Annotated in this window: 17 protein-coding genes and 2 tRNA genes; 9 read left to right on the top strand and 10 right to left on the bottom strand. The window is 73.3% G+C overall.

Translation table 11 applies throughout. The features are described 5' to 3' along the window. Positions 1–97 precede the first annotated feature (97 nt). The 5 genes from ABRQ22_RS06880 to ABRQ22_RS06860 all read right to left on the bottom strand — a co-directional run bounded on the left by ABRQ22_RS06880 (position 98) and on the right by ABRQ22_RS06860 (position 6,281). Positions 98–3,832: a DUF4132 domain-containing protein gene (locus ABRQ22_RS06880; RefSeq protein WP_353709009.1), complete on the bottom strand. Its 3,735-nt coding sequence runs from the start codon at positions 3,830–3,832 to the stop codon at positions 98–100. 115 nt (positions 3,833–3,947) lie between these two features. Further along, a complete protein-coding gene (locus ABRQ22_RS06875; RefSeq protein ID WP_353709008.1) occupies positions 3,948–4,517 on the bottom strand; it encodes a hypothetical protein in 570 nt (189 codons plus the stop codon). A 665-nt stretch (positions 4,518–5,182) separates the two neighbouring features. Further along, positions 5,183–5,259, bottom strand: a tRNA-Val gene (locus ABRQ22_RS06870). Positions 5,260–5,380: 121 nt separating this feature from the next. After that, entirely contained in the window at positions 5,381–5,836 is a 456-nt protein-coding gene (locus ABRQ22_RS06865) for a peroxiredoxin (RefSeq protein WP_353709514.1), read from the bottom strand. A 31-nt stretch (positions 5,837–5,867) separates the two neighbouring features. Further along, entirely contained in the window at positions 5,868–6,281 is a 414-nt protein-coding gene (locus ABRQ22_RS06860) for a DUF3052 domain-containing protein (protein ID WP_253050246.1), read from the bottom strand. A 432-nt stretch (positions 6,282–6,713) separates the two neighbouring features. Between ABRQ22_RS06860 and aceE the strand changes: the two genes are divergently transcribed. After that, positions 6,714–9,476 carry a pyruvate dehydrogenase (acetyl-transferring), homodimeric type gene (gene aceE, locus ABRQ22_RS06855; protein WP_253050248.1) on the top strand — a complete coding sequence of 921 codons (2,763 nt, stop codon included), beginning with the start codon at positions 6,714–6,716 and terminating at the stop codon, positions 9,474–9,476. A 130-nt stretch (positions 9,477–9,606) separates the two neighbouring features. Here the strand turns inward: aceE and ABRQ22_RS06850 are convergent, their stop codons facing one another. After that, positions 9,607–10,293: a hypothetical protein gene (locus ABRQ22_RS06850; protein ID WP_353709007.1), complete on the bottom strand. Its 687-nt coding sequence runs from the start codon at positions 10,291–10,293 to the stop codon at positions 9,607–9,609. 210 nt (positions 10,294–10,503) lie between these two features. On the opposite strand from ABRQ22_RS06850, the gene ABRQ22_RS06845 reads away from it, so the two are divergent. From ABRQ22_RS06845 to ABRQ22_RS06820, 6 genes are all read left to right on the top strand, one after another. Then, the gene (locus ABRQ22_RS06845; protein WP_353709513.1) at positions 10,504–11,625 is read left to right on the top strand and encodes a helix-turn-helix domain-containing protein; all 1,122 of its coding nucleotides are present in this window, start codon (positions 10,504–10,506) and stop codon (positions 11,623–11,625) included. 132 nt (positions 11,626–11,757) lie between these two features. Continuing rightward, on the top strand, positions 11,758–12,747 hold the full coding sequence (locus ABRQ22_RS06840) for an ACP S-malonyltransferase (protein ID WP_253050252.1): 990 nt from the start codon (positions 11,758–11,760) through the stop codon (positions 12,745–12,747). Continuing rightward, complete coding sequence (locus tag ABRQ22_RS06835; RefSeq protein ID WP_253050254.1) at positions 12,744–13,751, top strand: beta-ketoacyl-ACP synthase III; 1,008 nt, start codon at positions 12,744–12,746, stop codon at positions 13,749–13,751. Before ABRQ22_RS06840 ends, ABRQ22_RS06835 begins: the two co-directional genes overlap by 4 nt. A gap of 164 nt (positions 13,752–13,915) precedes the next feature. After that, a complete protein-coding gene (locus ABRQ22_RS06830; RefSeq protein WP_021482065.1) occupies positions 13,916–14,164 on the top strand; it encodes an acyl carrier protein in 249 nt (82 codons plus the stop codon). Positions 14,165–14,260: 96 nt separating this feature from the next. Continuing rightward, positions 14,261–15,505 (top strand): beta-ketoacyl-[acyl-carrier-protein] synthase family protein, encoded by a 1,245-nt coding sequence (locus ABRQ22_RS06825; RefSeq protein WP_353709006.1) that lies wholly within the window; start codon positions 14,261–14,263, stop codon positions 15,503–15,505. Positions 15,506–15,902: 397 nt separating this feature from the next. Beyond that, entirely contained in the window at positions 15,903–20,429 is a 4,527-nt protein-coding gene (locus tag ABRQ22_RS06820) for a choice-of-anchor G family protein (protein ID WP_353709005.1), read from the top strand. A gap of 77 nt (positions 20,430–20,506) precedes the next feature. On the opposite strand, the gene ABRQ22_RS06815 is transcribed toward ABRQ22_RS06820, so the two are convergent. The 3 genes from ABRQ22_RS06815 to ABRQ22_RS06805 all read right to left on the bottom strand — a co-directional run bounded on the left by ABRQ22_RS06815 (position 20,507) and on the right by ABRQ22_RS06805 (position 22,539). After that, entirely contained in the window at positions 20,507–21,007 is a 501-nt protein-coding gene (locus ABRQ22_RS06815; protein WP_047233028.1) for a DUF3145 domain-containing protein, read from the bottom strand. 171 nt (positions 21,008–21,178) lie between these two features. Then, entirely contained in the window at positions 21,179–21,664 is a 486-nt protein-coding gene (gene def / locus ABRQ22_RS06810; protein ID WP_047233027.1) for a peptide deformylase, read from the bottom strand. Positions 21,665–21,732: 68 nt separating this feature from the next. After that, positions 21,733–22,539 (bottom strand): DUF1206 domain-containing protein, encoded by an 807-nt coding sequence (locus tag ABRQ22_RS06805; protein ID WP_353709004.1) that lies wholly within the window; start codon positions 22,537–22,539, stop codon positions 21,733–21,735. Positions 22,540–22,681: 142 nt separating this feature from the next. Between ABRQ22_RS06805 and ABRQ22_RS06800 the strand changes: the two genes are divergently transcribed. Next, the gene (locus ABRQ22_RS06800) at positions 22,682–23,794 is read left to right on the top strand and encodes an acyltransferase (protein ID WP_353709003.1); all 1,113 of its coding nucleotides are present in this window, start codon (positions 22,682–22,684) and stop codon (positions 23,792–23,794) included. Here the strand turns inward: ABRQ22_RS06800 and ABRQ22_RS06795 are convergent. After that, positions 23,767–24,126, bottom strand: coding sequence for a DUF488 domain-containing protein (locus ABRQ22_RS06795; RefSeq protein ID WP_253050263.1), 360 nt, complete (start codon positions 24,124–24,126; stop codon positions 23,767–23,769). The two genes, ABRQ22_RS06800 and ABRQ22_RS06795, sit on opposite strands and share 28 nt — an antisense overlap. Before the next feature lie 80 nt (positions 24,127–24,206). On the opposite strand from ABRQ22_RS06795, the gene ABRQ22_RS06790 reads away from it, so the two are divergent. Beyond that, a tRNA-Ile gene (locus tag ABRQ22_RS06790) sits at positions 24,207–24,280 on the top strand. Positions 24,281–24,302 lie beyond the last annotated feature (22 nt).

Below are 24,302 nucleotides of genomic sequence, written 5' to 3'. Positions count from 1 at the left end.
AGGAGCCGCGTCCCACACGACGGGCGGTGCGGGCGCCGCCACCCGGCGCCCGCACCGCGCCGTACCGGTCGGCCCTGGTGCGGGCCGACCGGCACGGTCAGTACTGGCTCTTCCGCTCCCAGTCGGGGTCGAAGGCGCCTGCCTCGGCGACGGCGACGTAGTCGCGGTACGCCTCCGCGACGAGCACGGGCGGGAGGTCCGCGATCCGCGCGGTCCCGCGACCCGACCCGCGGCCGGTCCGCTCGAACGTCAGCGCGGTCACCGCGGCCGCGATGTTCTCCTCCGGGACGAACGACCCCGTGAACTCGATCTGCACGACGATCCCCGCGCTCGCGAACGACTTCGTGTACGCGCTGAACCACCCGGCGTCCTCCGCCTGCGAGCGCGTGTAGCCGCGCTTGGTGGCGCGCCCCCGGATGGAGAAGCTGTCGGAGAACCAGCCCTTGTGGTCGTCGATCGCCGTCGCGCCCGCCGGGACGTCCGGCGTCGCGACGTCGAGCTGCGCGAAGAGCGGGGTGACCTCGTAGTCCGTGAGGTGTGCCGCCCATGCGGCCGTGGCTTCCTGACCGAGCAGCACCGCGTGGGCGAGACCGACCGTCGAACCCTCGCCGAGCTCGACGTCCTCGTCGTCCGCGTCGACGAGCGCGCCGCCGTCGGGACGGAACGGGCGAGCCTCGTCCGTGCCAGGGTTCTCGACCCACACGAGCCGCTCGACGAGCCGCGACATCACCGGGTGACCGAGCAGGTACTCCTGCCACTCCTGCGCGGTCCACGTGCGGCCCACGCACATCGCCTCGTAGAGCCGCTGCGTCTGGAGCGTGACGACCGCCTTGAGCTCTCTGCGGCTCGCGGTGAGCTGCTTCTTCGCGGCCGCGACGAGCTCGGGGTCGTCCTGCGCCCGCGCGGCCGGGAGCGCCTTGACGACCTTCCCGGCGTCGCTCGTGAGCTCGAGGGTGAACGCGGGAGTGATGCGCCCGACGTACTCGCGCGACCCGAGGTCGAGGTGGAGTAGACCGTCGTCCTCGAAGCCCGCCGTCTGGACCGTCCGGTCCGCGAGCTGGTCCGCCGTCCAGCCGCGCCGGTCCGCAAGCTCGGCGGCGAGCCGCTGCGCGGTCTCCTGCACGGTCGCCTGCCGGAAGCGGCGCGAGACCGCGAGCAGCTCCTGGATCGCGGCGGGCTGACCGTTCGCCGCGAGCGCCTGGACGAGGGCCTCGGTCTGCGCCCGGCGGCCGATGTGCGCCTTGGCGTAGCGCTGGAAGGTCGCGGCGAGCTCGCCGCCCGGCATCGCGACCGTGAGCGCCAGCATCCCCTTGTCCTTGACCGCGGAGCCGAGGTAGGTCGCCTGGTGCTCCCGGTACAGGTCGCGGTGGTGGTCCTCGACCGACTTGGACGCCTCGACCGAGTAGTACTCCGGCGATCGCTTGGCCCACGCCTGGAACTGGTCGTAGCGCTGCTGGGCACCGGCCGTCGCGTGCGCGTCGCTCTCCTGGGGCGACGGGTTGCGCGTGTCCTGCGCGACCCACGCGGCCAGCACGTGGCTGCCGAGGCGCGCGCGGTCCTCCTCCTGCAGGAGCGACAGGTATCGCTCGAGCAGCCCCGCGCCGCTCGGGTCCTTGAGCTTGACCGCGAGCACGACCCACCAGCGCAGGATCGTCGGGTCCACCGGCGAGCCGTCCGCCGCCCAGCGCGCGTCCGGGAGGGAGCCCAGGTCGAACCAAGACATGCTCACCGGCGCCTTGCCGCGCAGTCCCTTGGTCGCCTCCGCGAGCAGCACCTCCGGCGCGAGATCGACCGAGATGTCCTCCCCGAGGCTCTCGAGCGACGTGAGGAGCGCCGCACGGACGACCTCGCTGCGCTCCTTCGCGAGCGCGGCCCGCAGGGCAGGCACCGCGTCGGCGTCGCCGAGCCGGGCCAGCCACTCCGCGGCGGTGCGGCGCACCTCGGACCGGCCGTTGCCGAGCCCCTGCTCGGCCAGCCCCCGCACGCCGGGGTGCGTGCTCAGCGCCGCCTGCGCCGTCGCGCGGTAGGTGCGGCCCTCGCCGAGCGCGAGCTCGGTCAGTCGCGGCAGGAACCGGCGCGGGACGTGCGGGAGCTGCGCGAGCACCGCGAGCGCCCGGGCCGGCTTGGTCGTGCCGTAGGTGCGCTCGCGGTCGTCGAGCGCCGCGGCGAGCCGGTCGAGGCGCCCCGCGTAGTACGGCCACGCGTTCTCGGGCGTCACCGTGTCCATGGCCCACCACGTGGAGAAGTACAGCTCGTCGATCAGCGCCTCGGCGTCGTCGCGACCGATGCGTCGCAGCGCCTCGTCGAGGACGCGCAGGTCGACGTCGAGCGTGTCGCCCTCGTTGAGCCGGTACCAGCCGAACCGCTCGCTGCGCCCGCGCGCCTCGTTCGCCTGGAGCCGCAGCCGGTGCAGGAGGGAGATGCCCGGGAGGCGCGAGAAGACGCCCGGTGCGGACAGCCGGCGCATCGCGACGCCGCCCGGGCGACGCGTGCTCGTCCCGGACAGGAACCCCGCGAAGACCCGGAGGTCCTCGTCGGAGATGCCGGGCAGCTCCTTGAGGTCCTGCTCGACGGCCTGGCGACGCCACCGCGGCCACTCGTCGCCGTCGTCCTTGCCCTTGCCGGGGTGCGCCGCCTGCTCGGCGCGGGCGCGCTCGAGGGCGGTGTCGATCGCGGCCCGCGCGGCCTGCACGAACTCGTCGCCCAGCACCGTCTCCGGCAAGGGCTCGAAGGGCGGGACCTCGATCGCCGGCTCGTCCTCCTGCGCGGCGTCGAGCACGCGGGCGCGCTCGACGGTGTCGCGCAGGAGCGTCGCGCGCGCCCCGGTCGACTGCTCGGCGGCCTCCTCGAGGTCGGCCAGCCCGCCGTCGACCTGCGCGAGGCGCGTCACGACCGTCCCGAGCCGGGACGGCGCGAGGGCCGTGAGGAGCGGGGTGAGGATCTCGCGCTGCCGCTCGCCGGGGAGCTGCGCGACGGCGGCCACCGCCGCCTCGCGGACGCCCTTGCTCGTGTCCGCCGCGAGCCGCGCCAGGAGCGGCGCGAGCGCGTCCGTCGCCACCGGGTCGGACGCCACGAGCTCGACCAGCTCCGTCCGGCCCGCGGCGCTCACGCCCGGCAGCGCCTGGGTCGCGACGTCGACGTGCGCGACCACGAAGTCGCGCGCCGGGTCGCCGAGCAGCGCCGGGCCGAGGTGCCGCGAGGCCCAGCCCGACGACGTCGGGCGCTCGAACAGCTCGCGCAGCACGACCGCCGGCGCGTCGGCCTCCGGCACGCCGCCCTCGACCGCGAGCGCCAGCAGCAGGTCCGGCGTCCAGCGGTCGGGCGTCTGCTTGCCGTTCCTGCCCTTGCGGCGCTCGTTCGCGCGCCGCGACATGTCGTTGACCAGCACGGTGAGCCAGCGCGGGTCGGCGGGGCGCTCGCGGTCGACCTCCGACGACACGGCGCTGAGCACCCGGCCGAGCCGTACGAGCTCGGGGATCGTCACCGAGTCGCTCAGCGTGTAGAGGTTGGACCGGGCCGTCACGGCCTTCGCCGACGTCCAGCCCGGCACCGCGGCCTTGAGCCGGTCGTCCTGCGCGGGCGTCGTCCACGAGTAGATGCCGGACTGGCCCGGCCGCCCCAGCAGCGCCTCGACGTCACCGCCGCGCAGGGCCTCGAGCTCCAGCAGGACCTCCGGCCCCTCGCCCCGGTGCACGTACGCGACCGCGCGGTCTGCGAGGCCCGGCGACTCGACGGCGAGCACCTTCAGCGCGTCGACGAGCCGAGCGCTCGGCCGGCCCCCTCCCGCCTGCTCCTCGTCCCGCCGGAACAGACCCTTGACCTTCTCGAGCACCCTCTACCTCACCGTCACGTCGTCGCTGCTGGTGCGGCCGATGCTAGGGGGCGGTGCCGACACGACCGCAGCCTCCTGCCGTCGGCACGTCGAGGGCGGTCATCCCCGGATCAGATCACCCGCAGTCGTCGCAGGTGCCCGTGAACGGCAGGACCATGAAGCACTGGGGGCACGTCGGCCGGCTCTTGGGCTCCTGTCCTGCGGCTCGCGCCCGCCGATCGACCACGGCCTGGGTGAGCGCAGGCGTCCCGCCGTCAGCAGGAAGGTCCTCGGCATACGTGCGATAGCAGAGCAGCCGGTGCACAGCCGCGTACTGTTCGATGTCGTCCCCGGGAATGTCGTCCACGAACTTGGGCGCCTTCGCGTACCCCTCGCCGATGGTGCCGTCCTGACGGACGCACAGCGCGGTCAGCGGGGGCTCCATGTTGTCCTTGGCCACGACAGCCACCTGCTCGAGCAGCTTCCCGATCCAGTTGGTGAGGAGCTGGCGCGTGCGGATCCCGGAGCGCTCCTGCACGTGCTCGCTCAACGCCTTGTAGGTCGTGACGGCGTGGTACCGGTGCGCGGTCGAGACGAGCTCGGCGTGGGCGAGAGGAACCCAGATGCGAAGCGCTTCGGAGAACGGGACCGGCGAACCGTCCGAGGTCCGATACGTACCGGGCAGGATGGCGTTTGTGTTCGGCACTCGCAGGACCCTATCCGGCCCGGCCGCGATCACCTCGGACGACGTCGCTCATGAGGCCACATCAGCCGAGGAGGAGCGGCGACCAGGGCAACCCAACGGACGACGAGCGGGATCCGGAGCAGGCGACCCGAAGGAGCGTGAGCCCCGAACTCCACGACTCCATCTACCCAAGCAGGCATAGAGCCTGGGATGTTCACCGTGCGGAGGGCGATCCAGCGTCAGCGCGGCCGCTTGACCTTGCACGTAGAGCACTGAAGCCAGTTCGTGCTGATCGGCTGGAGCGTGTAGGTGCCGCAGTCGGGACAGAGGTGACCCTTCGCCATTGGTGGTTCCATCCACTAGTACGTAGCCGCCGCATCGGCGGTCGTGCGAAATCCTAGGCGCCGGCAATCAATAACTCCAGATGTCGGCGCTGGCCTGCACGGATGAAGTCAATGGGTCGTCTCGGACCACAGCAGGGCGCCCCAGCAGCGGTCACCGCACTGGACCTGGCCATCGTCCCGCCGAACCTGGCCAACGTCTCAGCGCCACATCGGTGCAAACCCGTGACCACGGTTCCACCGTGACGAACGAGGCGCACACATGGCGATGGCGTGCGCGTCGCGCAACTTCGTCGATTCGCACGCCGTCGGCCAGCCCGCATGGCAACGTCACTTTGCCCTTGGTGGTGGGCCCGGAGGGACTCGAACCCCCGACATCCACGGTGTAAGCGTGGCGCTCTAACCAACTGAGCTACAGGCCCCGGAACAGCGGAGCACAGCCTACCGGGTGCGCACCCCGCCACCGGCCACGCCGGGTCGTGACGGCCCACGCGAGGACCACCGTCGGCCGCTCCGCCTCGCTCATCGACGCGGTGCGCCGCGTCAGAGCTGTTCGAGCGCCCGCCGGTAGCCGTCGAGGTCGCGGCGCTGCCCGCGCGGGTTGACGACGGACCAGCGCACGATCCCGTCGGCGTCGAGCAGGAACGAGCCGCGCAGGGCGAGGCCGTTCTCCTCGTCCAGCACGCCGTAGGCGCGGGCGACGTCGCCGTGGGGCCAGAAGTCGGAGAGGAGGTCGAACTCGAAGCCCTCCTGGGCCGCCCACGCCTTCTGCGTGAACACCGAGTCGCAGGAGATGCCCAGCAGGGTCACGCCGGCGGCCTCGAAGTCCTCGAGGTTGTCCCGCAGCTCGCAGAGCTCGCCCGTGCAGATGCCGGAGAACGCGAACGGGTAGAACACGAGGAGCACCGGGCCGCCGCGCAGGTCGGCGAGGTGGACGGGCGTGCCGTGCGTGTCGGGCAGCGTGAAGTCGGGCGCCGGGTCCCCCGGACCAGGACGCACCGCGCCCCCGACGGTCGGTGCGCTCGCGCCGTCAGCGACCGCGGCCACGGGTCCCGAGCTTCGTCGCGGACCAGTCGGGCGCGATGGCGAACGTGCTCGTCGCGTGCAGCCCGGCCGTGGTCGCGGCCTCCTGGATGTCGTTGTGGCCCACGTGCCCGGACCGGCCCGGCTTGGGCGTGAGCACCCAGATGAGGCCGCCGTCGTCGAGCACGGTCTGGACGTCCACGAGCAGGTCGGTGAGGTCGCCGTCGTCCTCACGGAACCACACGATCACGCCGTCGGTGACGTCGTCGTAGTCCTCGTCCACGAGCTCGCCGCCGACGAGCTCCTCGAGCTCACCGCGCAGGTCGTCGTCGACGTCCTCCGACCAGCCGAACTCCTGCACCACGTTGCCGGGCGCGAACCCCAGGCGGTCCGCCCCGCTGGGCCCTGCGGTGTCGGTCACTGTCGTGTCGTTCCTTTCCTCGTCCTGTCCGTCCGTGCGGCGGGCCGACCGACGCGCGGGCGGACGCCCGCGCGCACGACGACCTGCCGTGTCTGGCAAAGGTAGCCCACCGGAGGATCCGTTGCTTGGCAAGGTGCCTCCCACGGACACCGGCCGGGCACGTGGTGCCCGGACCGCCGTCGGGCACCGCACCCGCACGACGCCGGGACACCTCCCCTCCCGGCCGTGTCGCCGAAATCACGCCCTCTTGACCACCCGATGGTGTGACTTACGCGCGCGTTGTGAACACAATGGGTAGACCACCCTGGTCTCGTGAAGAGGCGCGGTCGCCACCAGCGGCCGCGGCCGCGTGCCCGGAGTGGCCCCGAGACGGGTGTCGGCCGTGTACCGCGCGGCCGTGCGCCCGGCATCCGACGAGATATGAGGTTGCTGGTGGCTTCGTACGACGAGACCGGACCGCTGATCAACGGTCTGCTCAGCCAGGTTCCGGACTTCGACCCCGCCGAGACCGGCGAGTGGGTCGAGGCCCTCGACGGCCTGATCGACGACCGCGGGGGCCCGCGCGCCCGCTACGTCCTGCTGAACCTGCTCAAGAGGGCCCGGGAGCGCAACGTCGCCGTCCCGACGTCCCTGACCACCCCCTACGTGAACACCATCGGTGTGCACGAGGAGCCCTACTTCCCCGGCGACGAGGCGCTCGAGCGCCGCTACCGCTCGTGGATCCGCTGGAACGCCGCCGTCATGGTGACGCGCGCGCAGCGGCCCGGCATCGGCGTCGGCGGCCACATCTCCTCCTACGCGTCGGTGGCGACGCTGTACGAGGTGGGCCTCAACCACTTCTTCCGCGGCAAGGACCACCCCGGCGGCGGCGACCAGGTCTACTTCCAGGGCCACGCCTCCCCCGGCGTGTACGCGCGCGCGTTCCTCGAGGGCCGCCTCTCGGCGGACCAGCTCGACGGGTTCCGCCAGGAGAAGTCGCACCCGGGCGGCGGCCTGCCGTCGTACCCGCACCCGCGGCTCATGCCCGACTTCTGGGAGTACCCGACGGTCTCCATGGGCCTCGGTCCGGCGAGCGCGATCTACCAGGCGTGGACGGACAAGTACCTGCACAACCGCGGCATCCGTGACACGGAGCAGCAGGACGTGTGGGCGTTCCTCGGCGACGGCGAGATGGACGAGCCCGAGTCGCGCGGCATGCTCCAGCTCGCGGCGCAGCAGCAGCTCGACAACCTGACGTTCGTCGTGAACTGCAACCTGCAGCGCCTCGACGGCCCGGTGCGCGGCAACGGCAAGATCATCCAGGAGCTCGAGGCGCAGTTCCGCGGTGCGGGCTGGAACGTCATCAAGGTCATCTGGGGCCGCGAGTGGGACGTCCTGCTCAACGCGGACAAGGACCGCGCCCTGGTCAACCTCATGAACGTCACGCCCGACGGCGACTACCAGACGTACCGCGCGGAGTCCGGCGCGTTCATCCGCGAGCACTTCTTCGGCCGCGACCCGCGGACCAAGCAGCTCGTCGAGAACATGACCGACGACGACATCTGGAACCTCAAGCGCGGCGGCCACGACTACCGCAAGATCTACGCGGCCTACGCCGCGGCACGCGCCCACACGGGCCAGCCGACGGTGATCCTCGCGCACACGGTCAAGGGCTACGCGCTCGGCCCGACGTTCGCCGGCCGCAACGCGACGCACCAGATGAAGAAGGTCGGCCTCGCCGACCTCAAGGCGCTGCGCGACTCCCTGCGCATCCCGATCACGGACGAGGAGCTCGACGCCAACCCGTACGAGCCCCCGTACTACCACCCGGGCCCCGACGCGCCGGAGATCCAGTACCTGCTGAACCGTCGCCAGCAGCTCGGCGGGTTCGTCCCCGAGCGCCGCTCGTCGCCCAAGCCGATCACCCTGCCGGGCGACAAGTCCTACGAGATCCTCAAGAAGGGCTCGGGCCAGCAGGAGATCGCCACGACGATGGCCTTCGTCCGGCTCCTCAAGGACCTCATCAAGGACAAGGAGTTCGGCAAGCGCATCGTGCCGATCATCCCGGACGAGGCGCGCACGTTCGGCCTGGACTCGATCTTCCCGTCGGCGAAGATCTTCAACACCCAGGGCCAGCACTACCTCGCCGTGGACCGCGAGCTCATGCTGAGCTACAAGGAGTCCGAGGCCGGCCAGATCATGCACACCGGCATCAACGAGGCCGGTTCCGCGGCCGCGTTCCAGTCGGTCGGCACGTCCTACGCCACGCAGGGCGAGATCATGGTGCCGTTCTACATCTTCTACTCGATGTTCGGCTTCCAGCGCACGGGCGACCAGTTCTGGGCGGCGGGCGACCAGCTCACGCGCGGCTTCATCATCGGCGCGACCGCGGGCCGCACGACGCTGACCGGCGAGGGCCTGCAGCACGCCGACGGCCACTCGCCGCTCCTCGCGGGCACGAACACGGCCATGGTCCAGTACGACCCGGCCTACGGGTACGAGATCCGCCACATCGTGCGCGACGGCATCGAGCGCATGTTCGGCCCCGGCGAGCACGGCGTCGGCGCGGACGGGCGCGACCAGAACGTCATGTACTACCTCACGGTGTACAACGAGCCGATGGTCCAGCCGGCCGAGCCGGAGGACGTGGACGTCGAGGGCATCCTCAAGGGCATCCACCGCATCTCCGTCGGCGAGGGCGACGGCCCGCGGGCCCAGATCCTCGCCTCGGGCGTGGGCGTCCCGTGGGCGCTGGAGGCGCAGCAGCTCCTCCACGACGACTGGGGCGTGGCGGCCGACGTGTGGAGCGTGACGAGCTGGAACGAGCTGCGCCGCGACGGCCTCGCCGCCGACCAGGCCGCGTTCCTCGACCCGGCCGCCGAGCCGCGCGTCGCGTACGTGACCGAGAAGCTGTCCGGCGCCGAGGGCCCGTTCGTCGCGACGAGCGACTACGACCACCTCGTGCCCGACCAGATCCGCAAGTGGGTCCCGGGCGACTACGAGGTGCTCGGTGCCGACGGCTTCGGGTTCTCCGACACCCGCGCGGCCGCCCGCCGGCACTTCAAGATCGACGGCCCGTCGGTCGTGGTCCGCACGCTGCAGGCGCTCGCCAAGCAGGGCAAGGTCCCCGCGGACGCGTCCGCCCAGGCGATCGAGAAGTACCGCCTCATGGACGTCACCGCCGGCACGTCCGGCAACGCGGGCGGCGAGTCCTGACGGTCCCCGCCCGGTAGCACGACGACGGCCGGTCGCCCCGCGGGGTGACCGGCCGTCGTCGTGCGGGCAGGTAGGCGGCCCGACGGCGCCGCGGCGGTCCCGCGCCGCGTCCTCGCCCGGGCGGCGCGGGTCAGGTCCCGGCGCGGTGCTGCTCGGCCTGCGCGACGGTGCGCTCGAGGTCCGTGCGCAGGGACGCCACACCTTGAGGGTCGCCGTACTCGACCAGCGACTCCAGGTGGTGCCGCGCCTCGAGGGGACGGTCGGCCTCGATCGCCGCGAGGACGAGCTGGCGCCCGACCTCCGGCTCGTGCTCGCGCGCGCGCCAGTGCCCGACGCCCAGGCCCAGCGCCTCGACGGGCAGGCCCGCGGTGCGCAGCACCTCCATCGACTGTGCGAGCGCGCGGCCGGACGGGTCGCGCTCGGCCGCGGTGGCGAACCGGCGCAGCGCGGCCTCCTGGTCGTCGTCGAGGGACAGCCGCCCCAGCTCGACGAGCGGGTACCACCCCTTGGGGTGCCCGGCGAGCTCCTCCGCGAGCGCCCAGACCGCGAGGTCCGCGGCGCGCTGCTTCTCCGTCTCGTCCGCGGGCGCGGCGAGCGGGTCGTCCGCGGCCGGCCCCTCGGCGGCGCGGCGCCGGACCAGCTCGGCGAGCGCCCGGAACGCGCGCTCGTCGTTGGGGTCGTCGACGAGCATCGCCCGCAGGGCGTCCTCGTGGACCGTGTCTCCGCGCTTCTCCCGGGACCGCGGGCGGCGCGTGCCGACGGTCGACGCGGACGTCGGCCGACGCATGAGCTGGCGGAGTCGGGGCATGAGGGCCATGTCCCGACCCTAGCGGGTCGTCCGGACGCTCACCCAGCGGCCCGGGTCGGACGCCGTCGGGCTCCGCGCGGGCTCGTGTGCGGGCGCGGCCCTTTGTGGACTGTCCACAAGCGCGGACCGTATGCTCGGCGCGTGACGGCCACCCCCAGGACGCCCGCGAGCGCGTCCGCCCCGAGCGGCCCGACGGGCAACGCGGACAACCTCCAGCGCCTGCGCGACGGGAGCGGTCTGCTCATGTCCGCGGCCCTGCGCCGCCTGGACGACGAGATCCCCTGGTACCGCGAGCTGCCGGCCGAGGACCGCTCGTACGTCGGTCTCGTGGCGCAGTCCGGCATCACCGCCTTCGTCACCTGGTACGCCGACCCGCTGGCCCCGCCGCACGGCGTGAGCGACATCTTCGCGGCCGCCCCTCCGGAGCTGACCCGCTCGATCTCGCTGCAGAACACGCTCCAGCTCGTCCGCATCGTCGTCGAGGTCGTCGAGGCCTACTCCGACCAGCTCGCGGCCCCGGGTGGCGAGCGCGACCTGCGCGAGGCGGTCCTGCGCTACTCGCGCGAGGTCGCGTTCTCCGCGGCCGAGGTCTACGCGCGCGCCGCGGAGGTCCGCGGCGCGTGGGACGCGCGCCTCGAGGCCCTCGTCGTCGACGCGCTGATCCGCGGCGACGGCGACGACTCGCTGCGCTCGCGCGTCTCGGCGCTCGGCTGGGGCGGCCACGGCCCGACCCTGGTCATGGCGGGGACGATCGCCTCGACGCTCGACGAGGTGCGCACGGCCGAGCTGCGCCGCGCGACGCGCCGCGCGGCGGGCGACGCGCTCGTGGGCATCCACGGCGACCGCCTCGTCCTCGTCCTCGGCGGGGAGGGCGACCTGCAGGCCGCGGCCGCGTCGCTCCTGCCGCGGTTCGGGCCCGGCCCCGTCGTCATCGGCCCGACCGTCCCCGGCCTGGAGGAGGCGGCGCGCTCGGCCCAGGCCGCGCTCGCGGGCCTGCGGGCCGCACCGGCGTGGCCCCAGGCACCGCGCCCGGTCCTCGCGGACGACCTGCTCCCCGAACGCGTGCTCACGGGCGACACGACCGCGCGCCGCACGCTCGTCGCGCAGGCGTACCGGCCGCTCGCGGAGGCGACGGGATCCGTGCTCGAGACCCTGTCGGCCTACCTCGGCACGGGACGGTCGCTCGAGGCGGCGGCCCGCTCGCTGTACGTGCACCCCAACACGGTGCGCTACCGCCTGCGCAAGGTCTCCGAGATCACCGGGTGGGACCCGCTCGACGCGCGCGAGTCGTTCGTCCTGCAGGTCGCGCTCGCCCTCGGGCAGCTCTCCACCGCGCGCTGAGCCCGGGCGGGCGGAGCGGCGCTCGTGGGGTGCGCCGTCCGGGTCGCCTTGTAGGTTCGGCACAATCACCTTCCGCAAGGTTGGTGCGGGTCGTGACGTGGCGCGGGAGCAGCGGGTTGGCACAGTTGACGGGTGCTCGCCGTCTTGTGCCCTGGACAGGGCTCCCAGTCCCCCGGAATGCTCGCCCCCTGGCTCGAGCTGCCCGGCGTCGCCGACCAGGTCGCCGCGTTCGGCGAGGCCGCGAGCCTCGACCTGCGCGCGCACGGGACGGAGTCCGACGCCGACACGATCCGTGACACCGCGGTCGCCCAGCCGCTCATCGTCGCGTCGTCGCTCGTCGCCCTGCGGGCGATCCTCGACGGCCGCGACACCGCCGACGTCGTCGACGTGACCGCGGGCCACTCGGTCGGGGAGCTCGCCGCCGCCGCGGTCGCGGGCGCGCTGACCGACGTCGGCGCGGTCGGGCTCGTCGCGCACCGTGCGCGCGCCATGGCCGCGGCCGCCGCCGCGACGCCCACCGGCATGAGCGCGGTCGTCGGGGGCGACCCCGAGGAGGTCCTCGCCGCGATCGAGGCCGCGCACCTGTGGCCGGCGAACGTCAACGGCGGCGGCCAGGTCGTCGCCGCCGGGGCGCTCGACCACCTCGCGGCGCTCGCCGAGAACCCGCCCGCCAAGGCGCGCGTCATCCCGCTCCAGGTCGCCGGGGCGTTCCACACGCCGTTCATGCAGCCCGCGCTCGAGGAGTTCGAGCCGGTCGCCGCGGCGTGGGACGTCACCGACCCGCGCCTGCCGTTCCTCTCGAACGCCGACGGCGAGTCGTACGCGACCATCGACATCGAGGGCAGCACGTCCGGCAAGGCACGCGACGTCGTCCGGCGCCTCACCGCGCAGATCGCCGCGCCCGTGCGCTGGGACCTGTGCCAGGAGACGCTCGCCGAGCTGGGCGTCACCGCGATCCTCGAGCTCGCGCCGGGCGGTGTCCTCACGGGCCTCGCGCGCCGCACGCTCAAGGGCGTGGAGTCGGTGGCCGTGAAGTCGCCCGACGACGTCGAGGCGGCCCGCGACCTGATCGCCCGCCACTCCGTCGTGGGCGGCGCACCTGCCCCGGGCGACGACGCGTGAGCGGCGTGACGCTGCGCCAGGCCACCGGCCCGGCGTTCTCGCGGATCCTCGCGATCGGTGGCGTGCGCGGCGAGAACGTCGTCACGAACGACGACATCGCCGGGCCGATCGACTCGTCCGACGAGTGGATCCGCCAGCGCACCGGGATCGTGACGCGCCGCCGCGCCGGGGCCGACGTCGACGTGCTCGACCTGTCCGAGGCGGCGGCGCGCGACGCGCTCGCCCGCGCGGGGCTCCAGGGCGCCGACGTCGACGCCGTCATCGTCTCCACGGTCACGTACTTCCACCAGACGCCCGCCGCGGCCGCGGTGCTCGCCGAGCGCCTCGGTGCGACGCCCGCCGCCGCGTTCGACGTCTCGGCCGCGTGCGCGGGCTACGCCTACGCGATCGCGCAGGCCGACGCGCTCGTGCGCGCGGGCATCGCCACGCACGTGCTCGTCGTCGGCGCCGAGAAGATGAGCGACTTCATCGACCCGACGGACCGGTCGATCTCGTTCCTCCTGGGCGACGGCGCGGGCGCCGCGGTCGTCGGCCCGTCGGACACCCCGGGCATCGGCCCCACGGTGTGGGGGTCCGACGGCGGCAAGGCGCAGGCGATCCGCCAGACGCACGCCTGGTCGGACCTGCGCGAGGACCCCTCGCTCGGGTGGCCCACGCTGCGCCAGGACGGGCAGAGCGTGTTCAAGTGGGCCGCGTTCCAGATGGCGCCCGTCGCGGCCAAGGCCATGGCGGAGGCCGGGGTCGCACCCGGCGACATCGGCGCGTTCGTACCGCACCAGGCGAACATGCGCATCATCGACCAGATGATCAAGCAGCTCCAGCTCCCCGACACCGTGGCGGTCGCCCGCGACATCGCGGAGACCGGCAACACGTCGGCCGCCTCGATCCCGCTCGCCACCCGCCGCCTGCTCGACGAGGGCCAGGTCCGCTCCGGGGACCTCGCGCTCCAGATCGGGTTCGGCGCCGGGCTGGTCTACGCGGCGCAGGTGGTCGTCCTGCCGTAGGGGAGAATCACCCTGGACGGACGGCCGACCTCCCCCGCGGGAGGACCCACGCCGTCGGCGGACCCGTCCGTCGCACGCACCGTCTATCGCTGTACCGCCCGGGACACCCACCCGGGCACCGCCACCGGGACCGGTCGCCGCCGGCCCCACGACAAGGAGAAACCATGGCTTACACCGAGCAGGAAGTCCTCGCCGGCCTCGCGGAGATCGTCGCCGAGGAGACGGGTCTGCCGACCGACGCCGTCGCGCTCGAGAAGTCCTTCACCGACGACCTCGACATCGACTCGCTGTCGATGATGACGATCGTCACGCACGCCGAGGACAAGTTCGGGGTCCGCATCCCGGACGACGAGGTCAAGAACCTCACGACGGTCGGCGACGCCGTGTCCTTCATCACGGGCGCCCAGGCCTGAGCACGCCCCGCCTGCTTCGCAGGCCCACGGGCGGGTCGGCGTCACCCGCGCCGACCCGCCCGTCCTCCCGCCCCAGAACCCCACCCGAGGAGCACCATGTCCGCCGCTACTGAAGTCGTCGTCACCGGCCTCGGCGCCACCACGCCGCTGGGCGGCGACGTGCCCTCGACCTGGGCGGCGGCGCTCGCCGGCGAGTCCGGCGCCCGCACCCTCGACAACGACTGGGCGGAGCGCTACGAGATCCCGGTGACGTTCGCCGCGACCCTCAAGGTGGACCCGGCCGAGGTCCTGGCGCGGCCCGAGATCAAGCGCATGGACCCGTCCACGCAGTACGCGATCATCGCGGCGCGCGAGGCGTGGGCCGACGCGGGCAGCCCCGAGGTCGACGGCGACCGTCTCGGCACCGTCGTGTCGTCCGGCATCGGCGGCATCTGGACCACGCTGGACGGCTGGGACACGCTGCGTGAGCGCGGTGCCCGCCGCATGCTCCCGATGACGGTGCCCATGCTCATGCCCAACTCCCCCACCGCGTACGTGTCGCTCGAGCTCGGTGCCCGTGCGGGCGCCCACGCGCTCGTCTCGGCCTGCGCGTCCGGGGCCGAGGCGATCGGCTACGGCGTCGACATGATCCGCGCCGGCCGCGCCGACGTCGTCGTCGCAGGCGGCACCGAGGCGACGATCCACCCCATGCCGATCGCGGCCTTCGCCGCCTCGCGCACGCTCTCGCTGCGCAACGACGACCCGCAGGGCGCGTCGCGCCCCTACGACGTCGACCGCGACGGCTTCGTCATCGGCGAGGGCTCGGGCGTCGTCGTCCTGGAGAGCGCCGAGCACGCCGCCGCGCGCGGTGCCCGCGTGTACGCGCGGCTCGCGGGCGTCGGCCTGTCCTCGGACGCCTACCACATCACCTCCCCGGACCCGGAGGGTCGCGGGCAGGTCGCGGCGATGCGCCGCGCGATCGAGGAGGCCGGGGTGACCGGCCGCGACGTCGTGCACGTCAACGCGCACGCGACCTCGACCAAGGTGGGCGACCTCACGGAGACCCGCTCGATCCGCTCCCTCCTCGGCTCTGACACGGACCACGTGCTGCTGTCGGCGACCAAGTCGATGACGGGCCACCTCCTCGGTGGCGCGGGTGCCCTGGAGTCGATCTTCACGATCAAGGCGGTCGCCGAGCGCCTCGCTCCGCCGACGATCAACGTCGCGAACCCCGACCCGGAGCTCCAGGTGCCGCTCGTGCGCGACATCCCGGCTCCGCTGCCGTCCGGCGACATCGTCGCGGTGAACAACTCGTTCGGGTTCGGCGGCCACAACGTCGCGCTCGCCGTCGCGAGCGCCTGACCGACCTCTCACGAGCCCCGGCGCGTCGGCCACCAGCCGTCGCGCCGGGGCTCGCGTGCGTCCGAGGCCCGTCCGGACGGGGGATCTCGGCTCCTGAGATGGACGTCCGTCCAGTTCGTTGCGTTTTCACCCATCCGTTTTGTCCTGACAAGGTCGCCCAAATCCGGACGCAGTCTCCCGGACGGCCGAGGATCCGGGGGATTCACCCCCGCCCTCCTCGTCACCCGCCGAGCGCGCCCACGTCGCATCGGCGAACCTGTGGGCGTGATGTGGCCTCTGCCACATCGCGACCTCGAGGCAGGCGAGCGGAAGGACAGAGCACGTGACCCGAACGGCGAGACACCTCTCCACCCCGGCACCACCTCCCCTCTGGAGGCGAGCGACGGCGCTCGCCGCGGTGGGAGGTGTCGTCGGCGCCCTGACCTTCGCGGGAGGGATCGCCGCGACGGCCGCCCCCACCGACGACTCGGAGGCCAGCGGGCAGTTCCTCAGCGGCAGCGTCGCCGGGCTCGACCTCGCGACGATCGCTGCCCTCGACGGGGCCGTTGCCGAGAACCCCTCCGGGGCGAACCCCGTCGTCACGAACCCCCTGGCCGCCTCGGTCTTCCAGACGCTCGGGATCGACCTGACCGGCACCCTCCAGCTGCTGGGCCCCAACGGGATCCTGCAGCTCGGCGCGGTCAACCAGTACGGCGAGGCGAACGACGACGGCTCGGCCCGCGCCGCGTCCGGCGCCGTCTCCGACCAGGGCGCGATCTCCGTCGGCGGCAGCGAGGAGTTCCCGTCCGACGCGCAGCTCAACCTCACGCAGCTCCTCGGCCCCGGCTTCGAGTCGGTCGTCGCGGACCTCGACCTGTCGCTCGGCGCGCTGTCCGCGACGGCGGAGGCGACCGGCGGCACGGCACCGACCGGCGACTACCAGATCGCCGGTGCGACCCTCACGCTCGACAGCCCCGCCGTCTCGGGCATCGCCACGACGGTCGACGACGAGGTCGTCCCGCTCGTGGACGGCGCCGTCGGCCAGCTCGTCGGGACCGACGGGCTGCTCGCCCAGGCGCTGAACTCGATCGGCGCGCTGGCCGGCGTCCTGGAGGTCCTCGGCGCCGACCTCGAGCCGACCGTCGCGATCGACGTCGACCTCGACAGCGCCCTGGCGCCCGTGCTCGACCAGGACTTCGGCGACGAGGGCGTCGTGATCAACGTCGGTGACGGGACCGTCACGGTCGACCTCGACACGATCCTCGGCGGCGCCGGGTCGCTGAACGGGTTCGACCCCAACACCGAGGTCCTCGACGACGCCGCGATCAACGCGATCCTCGACGGGCTCGGCGCGGCCCTCGACGACCTCACGACCGCGCTCGTCGGCGCGGTCGACACGGCCCTGCACGCCGCGAGCCTGACGCTGTCGGTCGAGGCCGTCGTCGACAACCCGATCCCCCTCGCACCCGACCTGCTGAACCTCGACATCAACCTCGACACGACCGTCGGCGACGTGGTCGGCGGGACGGTGGCCCCGGGCGACGCGACCATCACCATCGCGCTCTCCGGCCTGCCGGTCACGCTCCCGCTGGGCGACCTCGTCAGCGCGCTGGCCGGTCCGCTCAACAGCGTGCTGTTCGCCGACGGGACCGGACTGGTGAGCACGCTCGCCGGGACGATCACGTCGGAGGTCACCGGTCCCGTGCTCACGGCGCTCTCGCCGGTGTTCGAGATCCTCACGGAGGTCGTGAGCCTCGTCGTCAACGTCCAGGAGCCCGAGCCGTCCGTCGCGGACGCGACGTTCACGCAGCGCGCACTGACCCTGTCGCTCCTCGAGGTCGGTACGGGAACGGGCCTCGCCGAGCTCCATCTCGCCTCGGCGACCGTCCGTGGTTCGACGGTCGCAGCGATCACGCCTGCGGTCACCGTCGACCCGTCGACCGTGCCCGCGGGCACGCCGACGACCGTCACCGGCACCGGCTACACGCCGGACGCCACCGTGACCGTCGAGGTCCGGGACACGACCGGCACCGCCGTCGCCACGCTCTCCGACGTCCCGACCGACGGCGACGGCGGCTTCACGACCCCGATCACCGTCCCCGTGGACACCGCCCCGGGCGACTACACCGTCGTCGGCATCGACGACACCACGTCGATCGAGGCCGAGACGGCTCTCGCCGTGACGGCAGCAGCGCTCACGCCCTCCGTGACGGTCGACCCGCCCACCGCCAACCCCGGTGACGACGTCACCGTCGACGGCACGGGCTACACCCCCGACTCGACGGTCACCGTCGAGGTCCGCGACGAGAGCGGCACGGTGGTCGCCACGCTGGGCGACGTCCCGACCGACGGGGAGGGGAACTTCACCACCCCGATCACCGTCCCCGCGGACGCCGCCCCCGGCACCTACACCGTCGTCGGCATCGACGACACCACCTCCACCGAGGCCGAGACGCCCCTGACCGTGGAGGCTGCCGCCCTCACCCCGGCCGTCACGGTCGACCCGTCGACCGTCCCGGCGGGTACGCCGACGACCGTCACCGGCACCGGCTACACGCCGGACGCCACCGTGACCGTCGAGGTCCGGGACACGACCGGCACGGTCGTCGCGACGCTCACCGACGTCCCGACCGACGGCGACGGCGGATTCACGACCCCGATCACCATCCCCGCGGACACCACGCCCGGCGACTACACCGTCGTCGGCATCGACGACACCACCTCGACCGAGGCGGAGACCCCGCTCACCGTGGAGGCTGCCGCCCTCACCCCGGCCGTCACGGTCGACCCGACCACGGCGAACCCCGGCGACGAGGTCACCGTCGACGGCACGGGCTACACCCCGGACGCCACGGTCACCGTCGAGATCCGCGACGAGAGCGGTGCGGTCGTCGCCACCGTCGAGGACGTCCCCACCGACGCCGACGGGAACTTCACCAGCCCGATCACCGTCCCCGCGGACACCACTCCTGGCGACTACACCGTCGTCGGCATCGACGACACCACCTCGACGGAGGCGGAGACCCCGCTCACCGTCGAGGCCGCGGCCCTCACCCCGGCCGTCACGGTCGACCCGACGACCGTCCCGGCGGGCACGCCGACCACCGTCACCGGCACCGGCTACACGCCCGACTCGACCGTCACGCTCGAGGTCCGGGACACGACCGGCACCGTCGTCGCCACCCTGAGCGACGTCCCCACCGACGGCGACGGCGGCTTCACCAGCCCCATCACCGTCCCGGTCGACACCGCACCGGGCGACTACGCCGTCGTCGGCATCGACGACACGACCGCCACCGAGGCCGAGACGCCCCTGGTCGTGGAAGCTGCGGCGATCGAGCCCGCACTCACCGTGGACCCGACGACCGCGAACCCCGGTGACGAGGTCACCGTCGACGGCACGGGGTACACCCCCGACGCCACGGTCACCGTCGAGATCCGCGACGAGAGCGGTGCGGTCGTCGCCACCGTCGAGGACGTCCCCACCGACGGCGACGGGAACTTCACGACCCCGATCACCGTCCCCGCGGACACCACGCCCGGCGACTACACCGTCGTCGGCATCGACGACACCACCTCGACCGAGGCGGAGACCCCGCTCACGATCGAGGCCGCGGCTCTCACCCCGGTGGTGACCGTCGACCCGACGACCGTGCCCGCGGGCACGCCGACGACCGTCACCGGCACCGGCTACACGCCCAACTCGACGGTCACGGTCGAGGTCCGGGACGCTGACGGGGCGGTCGTCGCGACGCTCACCGACGTCCCGACCGACGGCGACGGCGGCTTCACGACGCCCATCACCGTCCCGGCGGACGCCACCCCCGGTGACTACACCGTCGTCGGCATCGACGACACCACCTCCACCGAGGACGAGACGCCCCTCACGGTGGAGGCAGCCGCGATCGAGCCGACGATCACCGTCGACCCGACCACCGCCAACCCCGGTGACGACGTCACCGTCGACGGCACGGGCTACACCCCCGACGCCACGGTCACCGTCGAGATCCGCGACGGCTCCGGCGCGGTGGTCACCAGCCTGGGCGACGTCCCCACCGACGGCGACGGGAACTTCACCACCCCGATCACCGTCCCCGCGGACACCACCCCCGGCGACTACACGGTGGTCGGCATCGACGACACCACCTCGACCGAGGCGGAGACCCCGCTCGGCGTCAGTGGCGTCGGGGTGTCCGAGCCGACCGTCACGGTCGACCCGACCACGGCGAACCCCGGCGACGAGGTCACCGTGACGGGCGAGGGCTGGCCGCCGAGCACGACCGTCACGGTCGACCTGCTCGACGAGGACGGCGACGTCGTCGCGACGGTCGACGTGGAGACCGACGACACGGGGAGCTTCACCACCCCGATCACGGTCCCCGAGGGCGCGACGCCGGGCGACTACACCGTCCACGCGTCCGACGACACCGGGAACGAGGCGGAGACGCCGCTCACGGTCGTCGCGGCCGGTGACCGCGCCCTGGTCTCGTCGTTCGTCACGCCTCGCGTGCTGCGCGGCGCGGAGCAGACCTTCGTCGCGTCCGGCTTCGAGCCGGGCGAGTCGGTCCAGGCGGTCATCAACTCGGAGCCGCTGATCCTGCCGGTGGCGACCGCCGACGCGAACGGCCAGGTCAGCTGGACGTTCGTCGTCCCGGCGGACTTCGAGGTCGGCCCGCACACGGGCACGGCGACGAGCGTCGCCGTCGGCGACTCCACGGTCGCGTCGTTCGAGGTCTACCTCACGGCCTCGGGCGGCGACGGACCGGGCGGCTCCGGTCCCGGCTCGGGCTCGGGCTCGAACAACACCGGCAACGGCACCGGGTCGGACTACCTCGCCCGGACCGGCACCGACGACCTGGCGCTGGTCCTGGTCGCCGCGCTCCTGCTGGTGGCCACCGGCGCCGTCGTCCGCCTGCGCACGCACTGCGCACGCCGGGCGAGCTAGGCGCACCACGACCGAGGGCGCCTGCCGGTTCTTCCGGCAGGCGCCCTCGGTCGTGTCCGGGGGTGGCGGACGCGGCGTCAGCCGACGCGGTGGAGCCAGCGCACCGGGGCGCCGGCACCGGCGTAGCGGAACGGCTCGAGCTCGTCGTCCCACGCCTTGCCGAGCGCGAGGTGCAGGGCGTCACGCATGGCCCAGGGCTCGCTCACCTGCTCCAGCGCGGCACGGATCCGGTCCTCCGGGACGACGATGTTGCCGTGCACGTCGGTCTGGGCGTAGAAGATGCCGAGGTCGGGCGTGTGGGACCAGCGGCCGCCGTCGACGCCGTGGCTGGGCTCCTCGGTGACCTCGTAGCGCAGGTGGGACCAGCCGCGCAGCGCGGAGGCGAGCTTGGCGCCCGTCCCCTGCGGGCCCTGCCACGAGTACTCGGCCCGGTAGAGGCCGCGCGCGGCGGGCTGCTCGGTCCAGTCGAGCGACACGCGCACGCCGAGGACGTTGCCCGCGGCCCACTCCATGTGCGGGCACAGAGCACGCGGTGCTGAGTGCACGTAAAGAACACCGCGGGTGATGGCACCGGCCATGTCTGCCTCCCTAGGTCGAGGTTGCGTCTTCCCCAACGTCCTCACCGAGGGTGGTGTCACAGCACGTCACAGGTATCGCGCGGCGTGTCTCGTGCCCATCTTGCACGACATCGCGCGTTCGCGCGAGAGATTCGCCGGGCGTGCCCGGCCGCGGTCGGCCGACGCGCGTCGTCACAGGTGGGCGCGCAGCTCCCGCATCGCCTTCTTGCGCACGGAGCGGTCGAGACGGTCCAGGTAGAGCATGCCGTCCAGGTGGTCGCACTCGTGCTGGAGGCAGCGGGCCATGAGCTCGGTCCCCTCGACGACGACCTCGTTGCCGTCGAGGTCGGTCCCCACGACGCGCGCGTACCAGGCGCGCCGCGTCGGGTACCAGAGGTTGGGGACGGAGAGGCAGCCCTCGTCGCCGTCCTGGTAGTCGTCGGAGAGCTCGACGATGCGCGGGTTGAGCACGTACCCGATCTCGTCGTCGATGTTCCACGAGAACGCCCGCAGGTTCACGCCGATCTGGTTGGCGGCGAGGCCCGCGCGTCCCTCGTGGTCGACGGTCTCGACGAGGTCCGCGACGAGCGAGCGCACGCGGTCGTCGATGGTGGTGATCTCGTCGCAGGGGGTGCGGAGCACGGGGTCCGGGATGGTCCGGATCTCTCTCATCGCCATGGACGCCATTCTTCCATGCGCGCGCGGACGGGCGGCCGGCCTCACGGCTGGCGCGCCTGCCCACCGCGTCACATGCGGGCGTACCGGGCGCGGGCGAACGAGTAGAGCCCGTACGCGGCGAAGCCGAGCCCGACGGCGACGAGCAGCACCGCGCCGAACGGCTGGGCCGCGAGGGTCGCGAACGCGGCGTCGAGACCGCCCGCCTGCTGCGGGTCGTGCTGCACGGCGGCCACGACGAAGAGCGCGCCGAGCACGCCGAGCGCGACCCCCTTGGCGACGTAGCCCACCCGCCCGAGCGTGACGACGGCACGTCCGACGTTCCCGGCCGTGCCGCCCTCCAGGTCCTCGAGGAACTTCTTCCGCCAGCCCTTGACCACGTGGTACACGCCCGCGGCGACGATCCCGACGCCGACGGCGCCCACGAGGAGCACGCCGCCCGGCTTCTGCAGGAGCGTCGCCGTCATGCTCTCCTCCTGGCCGGAGCCGCCCGCGGACCCGTTCACGACCTGCACGGCGAGCACGCCGAGCGCCAGGTAGAGCACCGCCTTGCCGGCGGCCTTGAGCCGGTCGGACGTCTCGGCGGCGCCGCTGATCGCCACAGTGAGCTGCCACAGCGCGAGCGCGGCGAACGCCACGACCGCGAACCAGAGCAGGACGGTGCCGCCCGGCGTCTGCGCGATGGCGGTGAGCGCGCCGGTCTGGTCCGCCTGCTCGCTCGACGTCGACCCGGTCGCCACCTGCACGGCGAGCACCCCGACCACGAGGTGGAGCAGGCCGCTGACGGCGTACCCGGCGCGGGCGAGGATCTCGAGCAGCCTGCTGCCCCGCGCGCCGCGCGCGGCCGCCTTGCCCGTCGAGCTGATGCTCGGTGCCACTGGACCTCCTCGGTCGTCGGGACGCCGCCCCCAGCGCGCCGCCGGGTTCTCCGGCCCGGACACCGTGCCAGCACCGCGCCCCGCACGCACGCCGAGCGCCGCCCTCAGGGCCCTCAGATCACGGTTTGGTAACGTGCCTCGAATGCCCACGACGACCCCGCGCCTCGCGGTGCTCGACGGACTCCGGTTCGCCGCCGCGTCGGCAGTGCTCGTGTACCACTTCGTCGCCGTCAACCACCACGCGTGGGGCGAGCGGACGAGCGACTCCCTGCCGGGCGTGCAGAGCGTCGCCGCCTACGGCTCGTTCGGCGTCCAGCTCTTCTTCGTGGTCAGCGGCTTCGTCATCCTCATGACGGCGTGGGGCCGCGACGTCCGCGGCTTCGTCGCCTCGCGAGCCGGCCGGCTGTTCCCCGCGTACTGGGCCGCCGTGCTCCTCACGCTCGCCCTGCTCGTCCTCGTGATCCCGGGCCGGCGCGACGTCGACCTCCCGCAGGCGGCCGCCAACCTCACCATGGTCCAGCGCGCGTTCGGGATCCCCGACCTGGAGGCCGTCTACTGGACGCTCTGGTCGGAGCTGCGGTTCTACGTCCTCGTCGGGGTGCTCGTCGCCGTCGGCCTCACCCGGGCGCGGGTGGTCGCGTTCGTCGTGCTGTGGCCCGTCGCGGGAGAGATCGCGGCACGGACGGGCTCGGACCTCGTCGCGACCGTCCTCGTCGCACCCGACGCCCCGCTCTTCGCCGGCGGGATGGTGCTCTACCTCCTCACGCGGGAGCGCCGGTCGCCGGTCCTCTGGCTCGCGCTCGCCCTCGACGTCGCTCTCGCGGCCGCCGTCTCGGGCCGGATCCAGGCGGCCCGCATCGAGAACAGCACCGACGTCGTCGTGCCCCCCGCCGTCTGGTGGGTCGCGATCGTCCTGTGCTTCGCCGTCGTCGCCGTCGCGACGCTGACCCCGCTCGCGCGGGTCTCGTGGGGATGGCTCACCGCCCTGGGTGCGCTCACCTACCCGCTCTACCTCGTGCACGCGTCGTGGGGGCGGTGGGTGATCGAGTCGGTGCACCCGTACCTGCCCCGGGCCGCGACGCTCACCGTCGCGGTCGCCGCGTGCCTCCTGCTCGCCTGGGCGGTCCACCGCGCCGTCGAGCGCCCGCTCGGCCCGCGGCTGCGCCGCACCCTCGACCGCGACCTCCGGCGCGACCCCGGCCGTCCGGGCCGACGCACCCCGGCGCGTCAGGACGAGCCCGTCGCGGCCAGGTAGTCCCGCAGCACGACCGCCTGGTTGTGCTCCTCGTCCCGCGCCCCGTACACGAGCGTCACCACGGGATGCTGCCCGACGACGTCCCGCAGCTCCCCCACGGCCTCGCCGTTCGCGTCCAGCTCGGCCCGGTACCGCTCCGCGAACTCGTCGAACAGCCGCTCCTCGTGGTGGAACCACTGTCGCAGCTCCGTGGAGGGCGCGACCTCCTTGAGCCAGAGGTCCACGTGCGCCTTCTCCTTGCTCTCGCCGCGCGGCCACAGCCGGTCGACGAGCACACGGAACCCGTCGTCCTCGTCAGCCGTCTCGTACACGCGCTTGATCCGGATCGTCATGACGCCATGACACCCCTGCGCCGCGCGCACCGCATCCGCAGCGCCCGACCGGCGGTCCGCGGCGGTATGCTCACCGGCGCGCCCCGTTAGCTCAGCCGGTCAGAGCAGGAGACTCATAATCTCTCGGTCGCGGGTTCAAGTCCTGCACGGGGCACGAGGACCGGAAGCCCTCCGAG

Source organism: Cellulosimicrobium sp. ES-005 (genome assembly GCF_040448685.1).
GTDB classification, from domain to species: Bacteria; Actinomycetota; Actinomycetes; order Actinomycetales; family Cellulomonadaceae; genus Cellulosimicrobium; species Cellulosimicrobium cellulans_G.
The sequence above is the reverse complement of the archived record's forward strand: the minus strand, read 5'-3'. Positions and strand labels throughout refer to the sequence as shown.

What these genes read in the sequence shown, in the direction of transcription:
- ABRQ22_RS06850 (WP_353709007.1), bottom strand. Translation starts at nt 10,293, where the DNA reads ATGGCCCTCATGCCCCGACTCCGCCAGCTCATGCGTCGGCCGACGTCC.
- ABRQ22_RS06825 (WP_353709006.1), top strand. Translation starts at nt 14,261, where the DNA reads ATGTCCGCCGCTACTGAAGTCGTCGTCACCGGCCTCGGCGCCACCACG.
- ABRQ22_RS06800 (WP_353709003.1), top strand. Translation starts at nt 22,682, where the DNA reads ATGCCCACGACGACCCCGCGCCTCGCGGTGCTCGACGGACTCCGGTTC.
- ABRQ22_RS06815 (WP_047233028.1), bottom strand. Translation starts at nt 21,007, where the DNA reads ATGGCCGGTGCCATCACCCGCGGTGTTCTTTACGTGCACTCAGCACCG.
- ABRQ22_RS06795 (WP_253050263.1), bottom strand. Translation starts at nt 24,126, where the DNA reads ATGACGATCCGGATCAAGCGCGTGTACGAGACGGCTGACGAGGACGAC.
- ABRQ22_RS06830 (WP_021482065.1), top strand. Translation starts at nt 13,916, where the DNA reads ATGGCTTACACCGAGCAGGAAGTCCTCGCCGGCCTCGCGGAGATCGTC.
- def (WP_047233027.1), bottom strand. Translation starts at nt 21,664, where the DNA reads ATGGCGATGAGAGAGATCCGGACCATCCCGGACCCCGTGCTCCGCACC.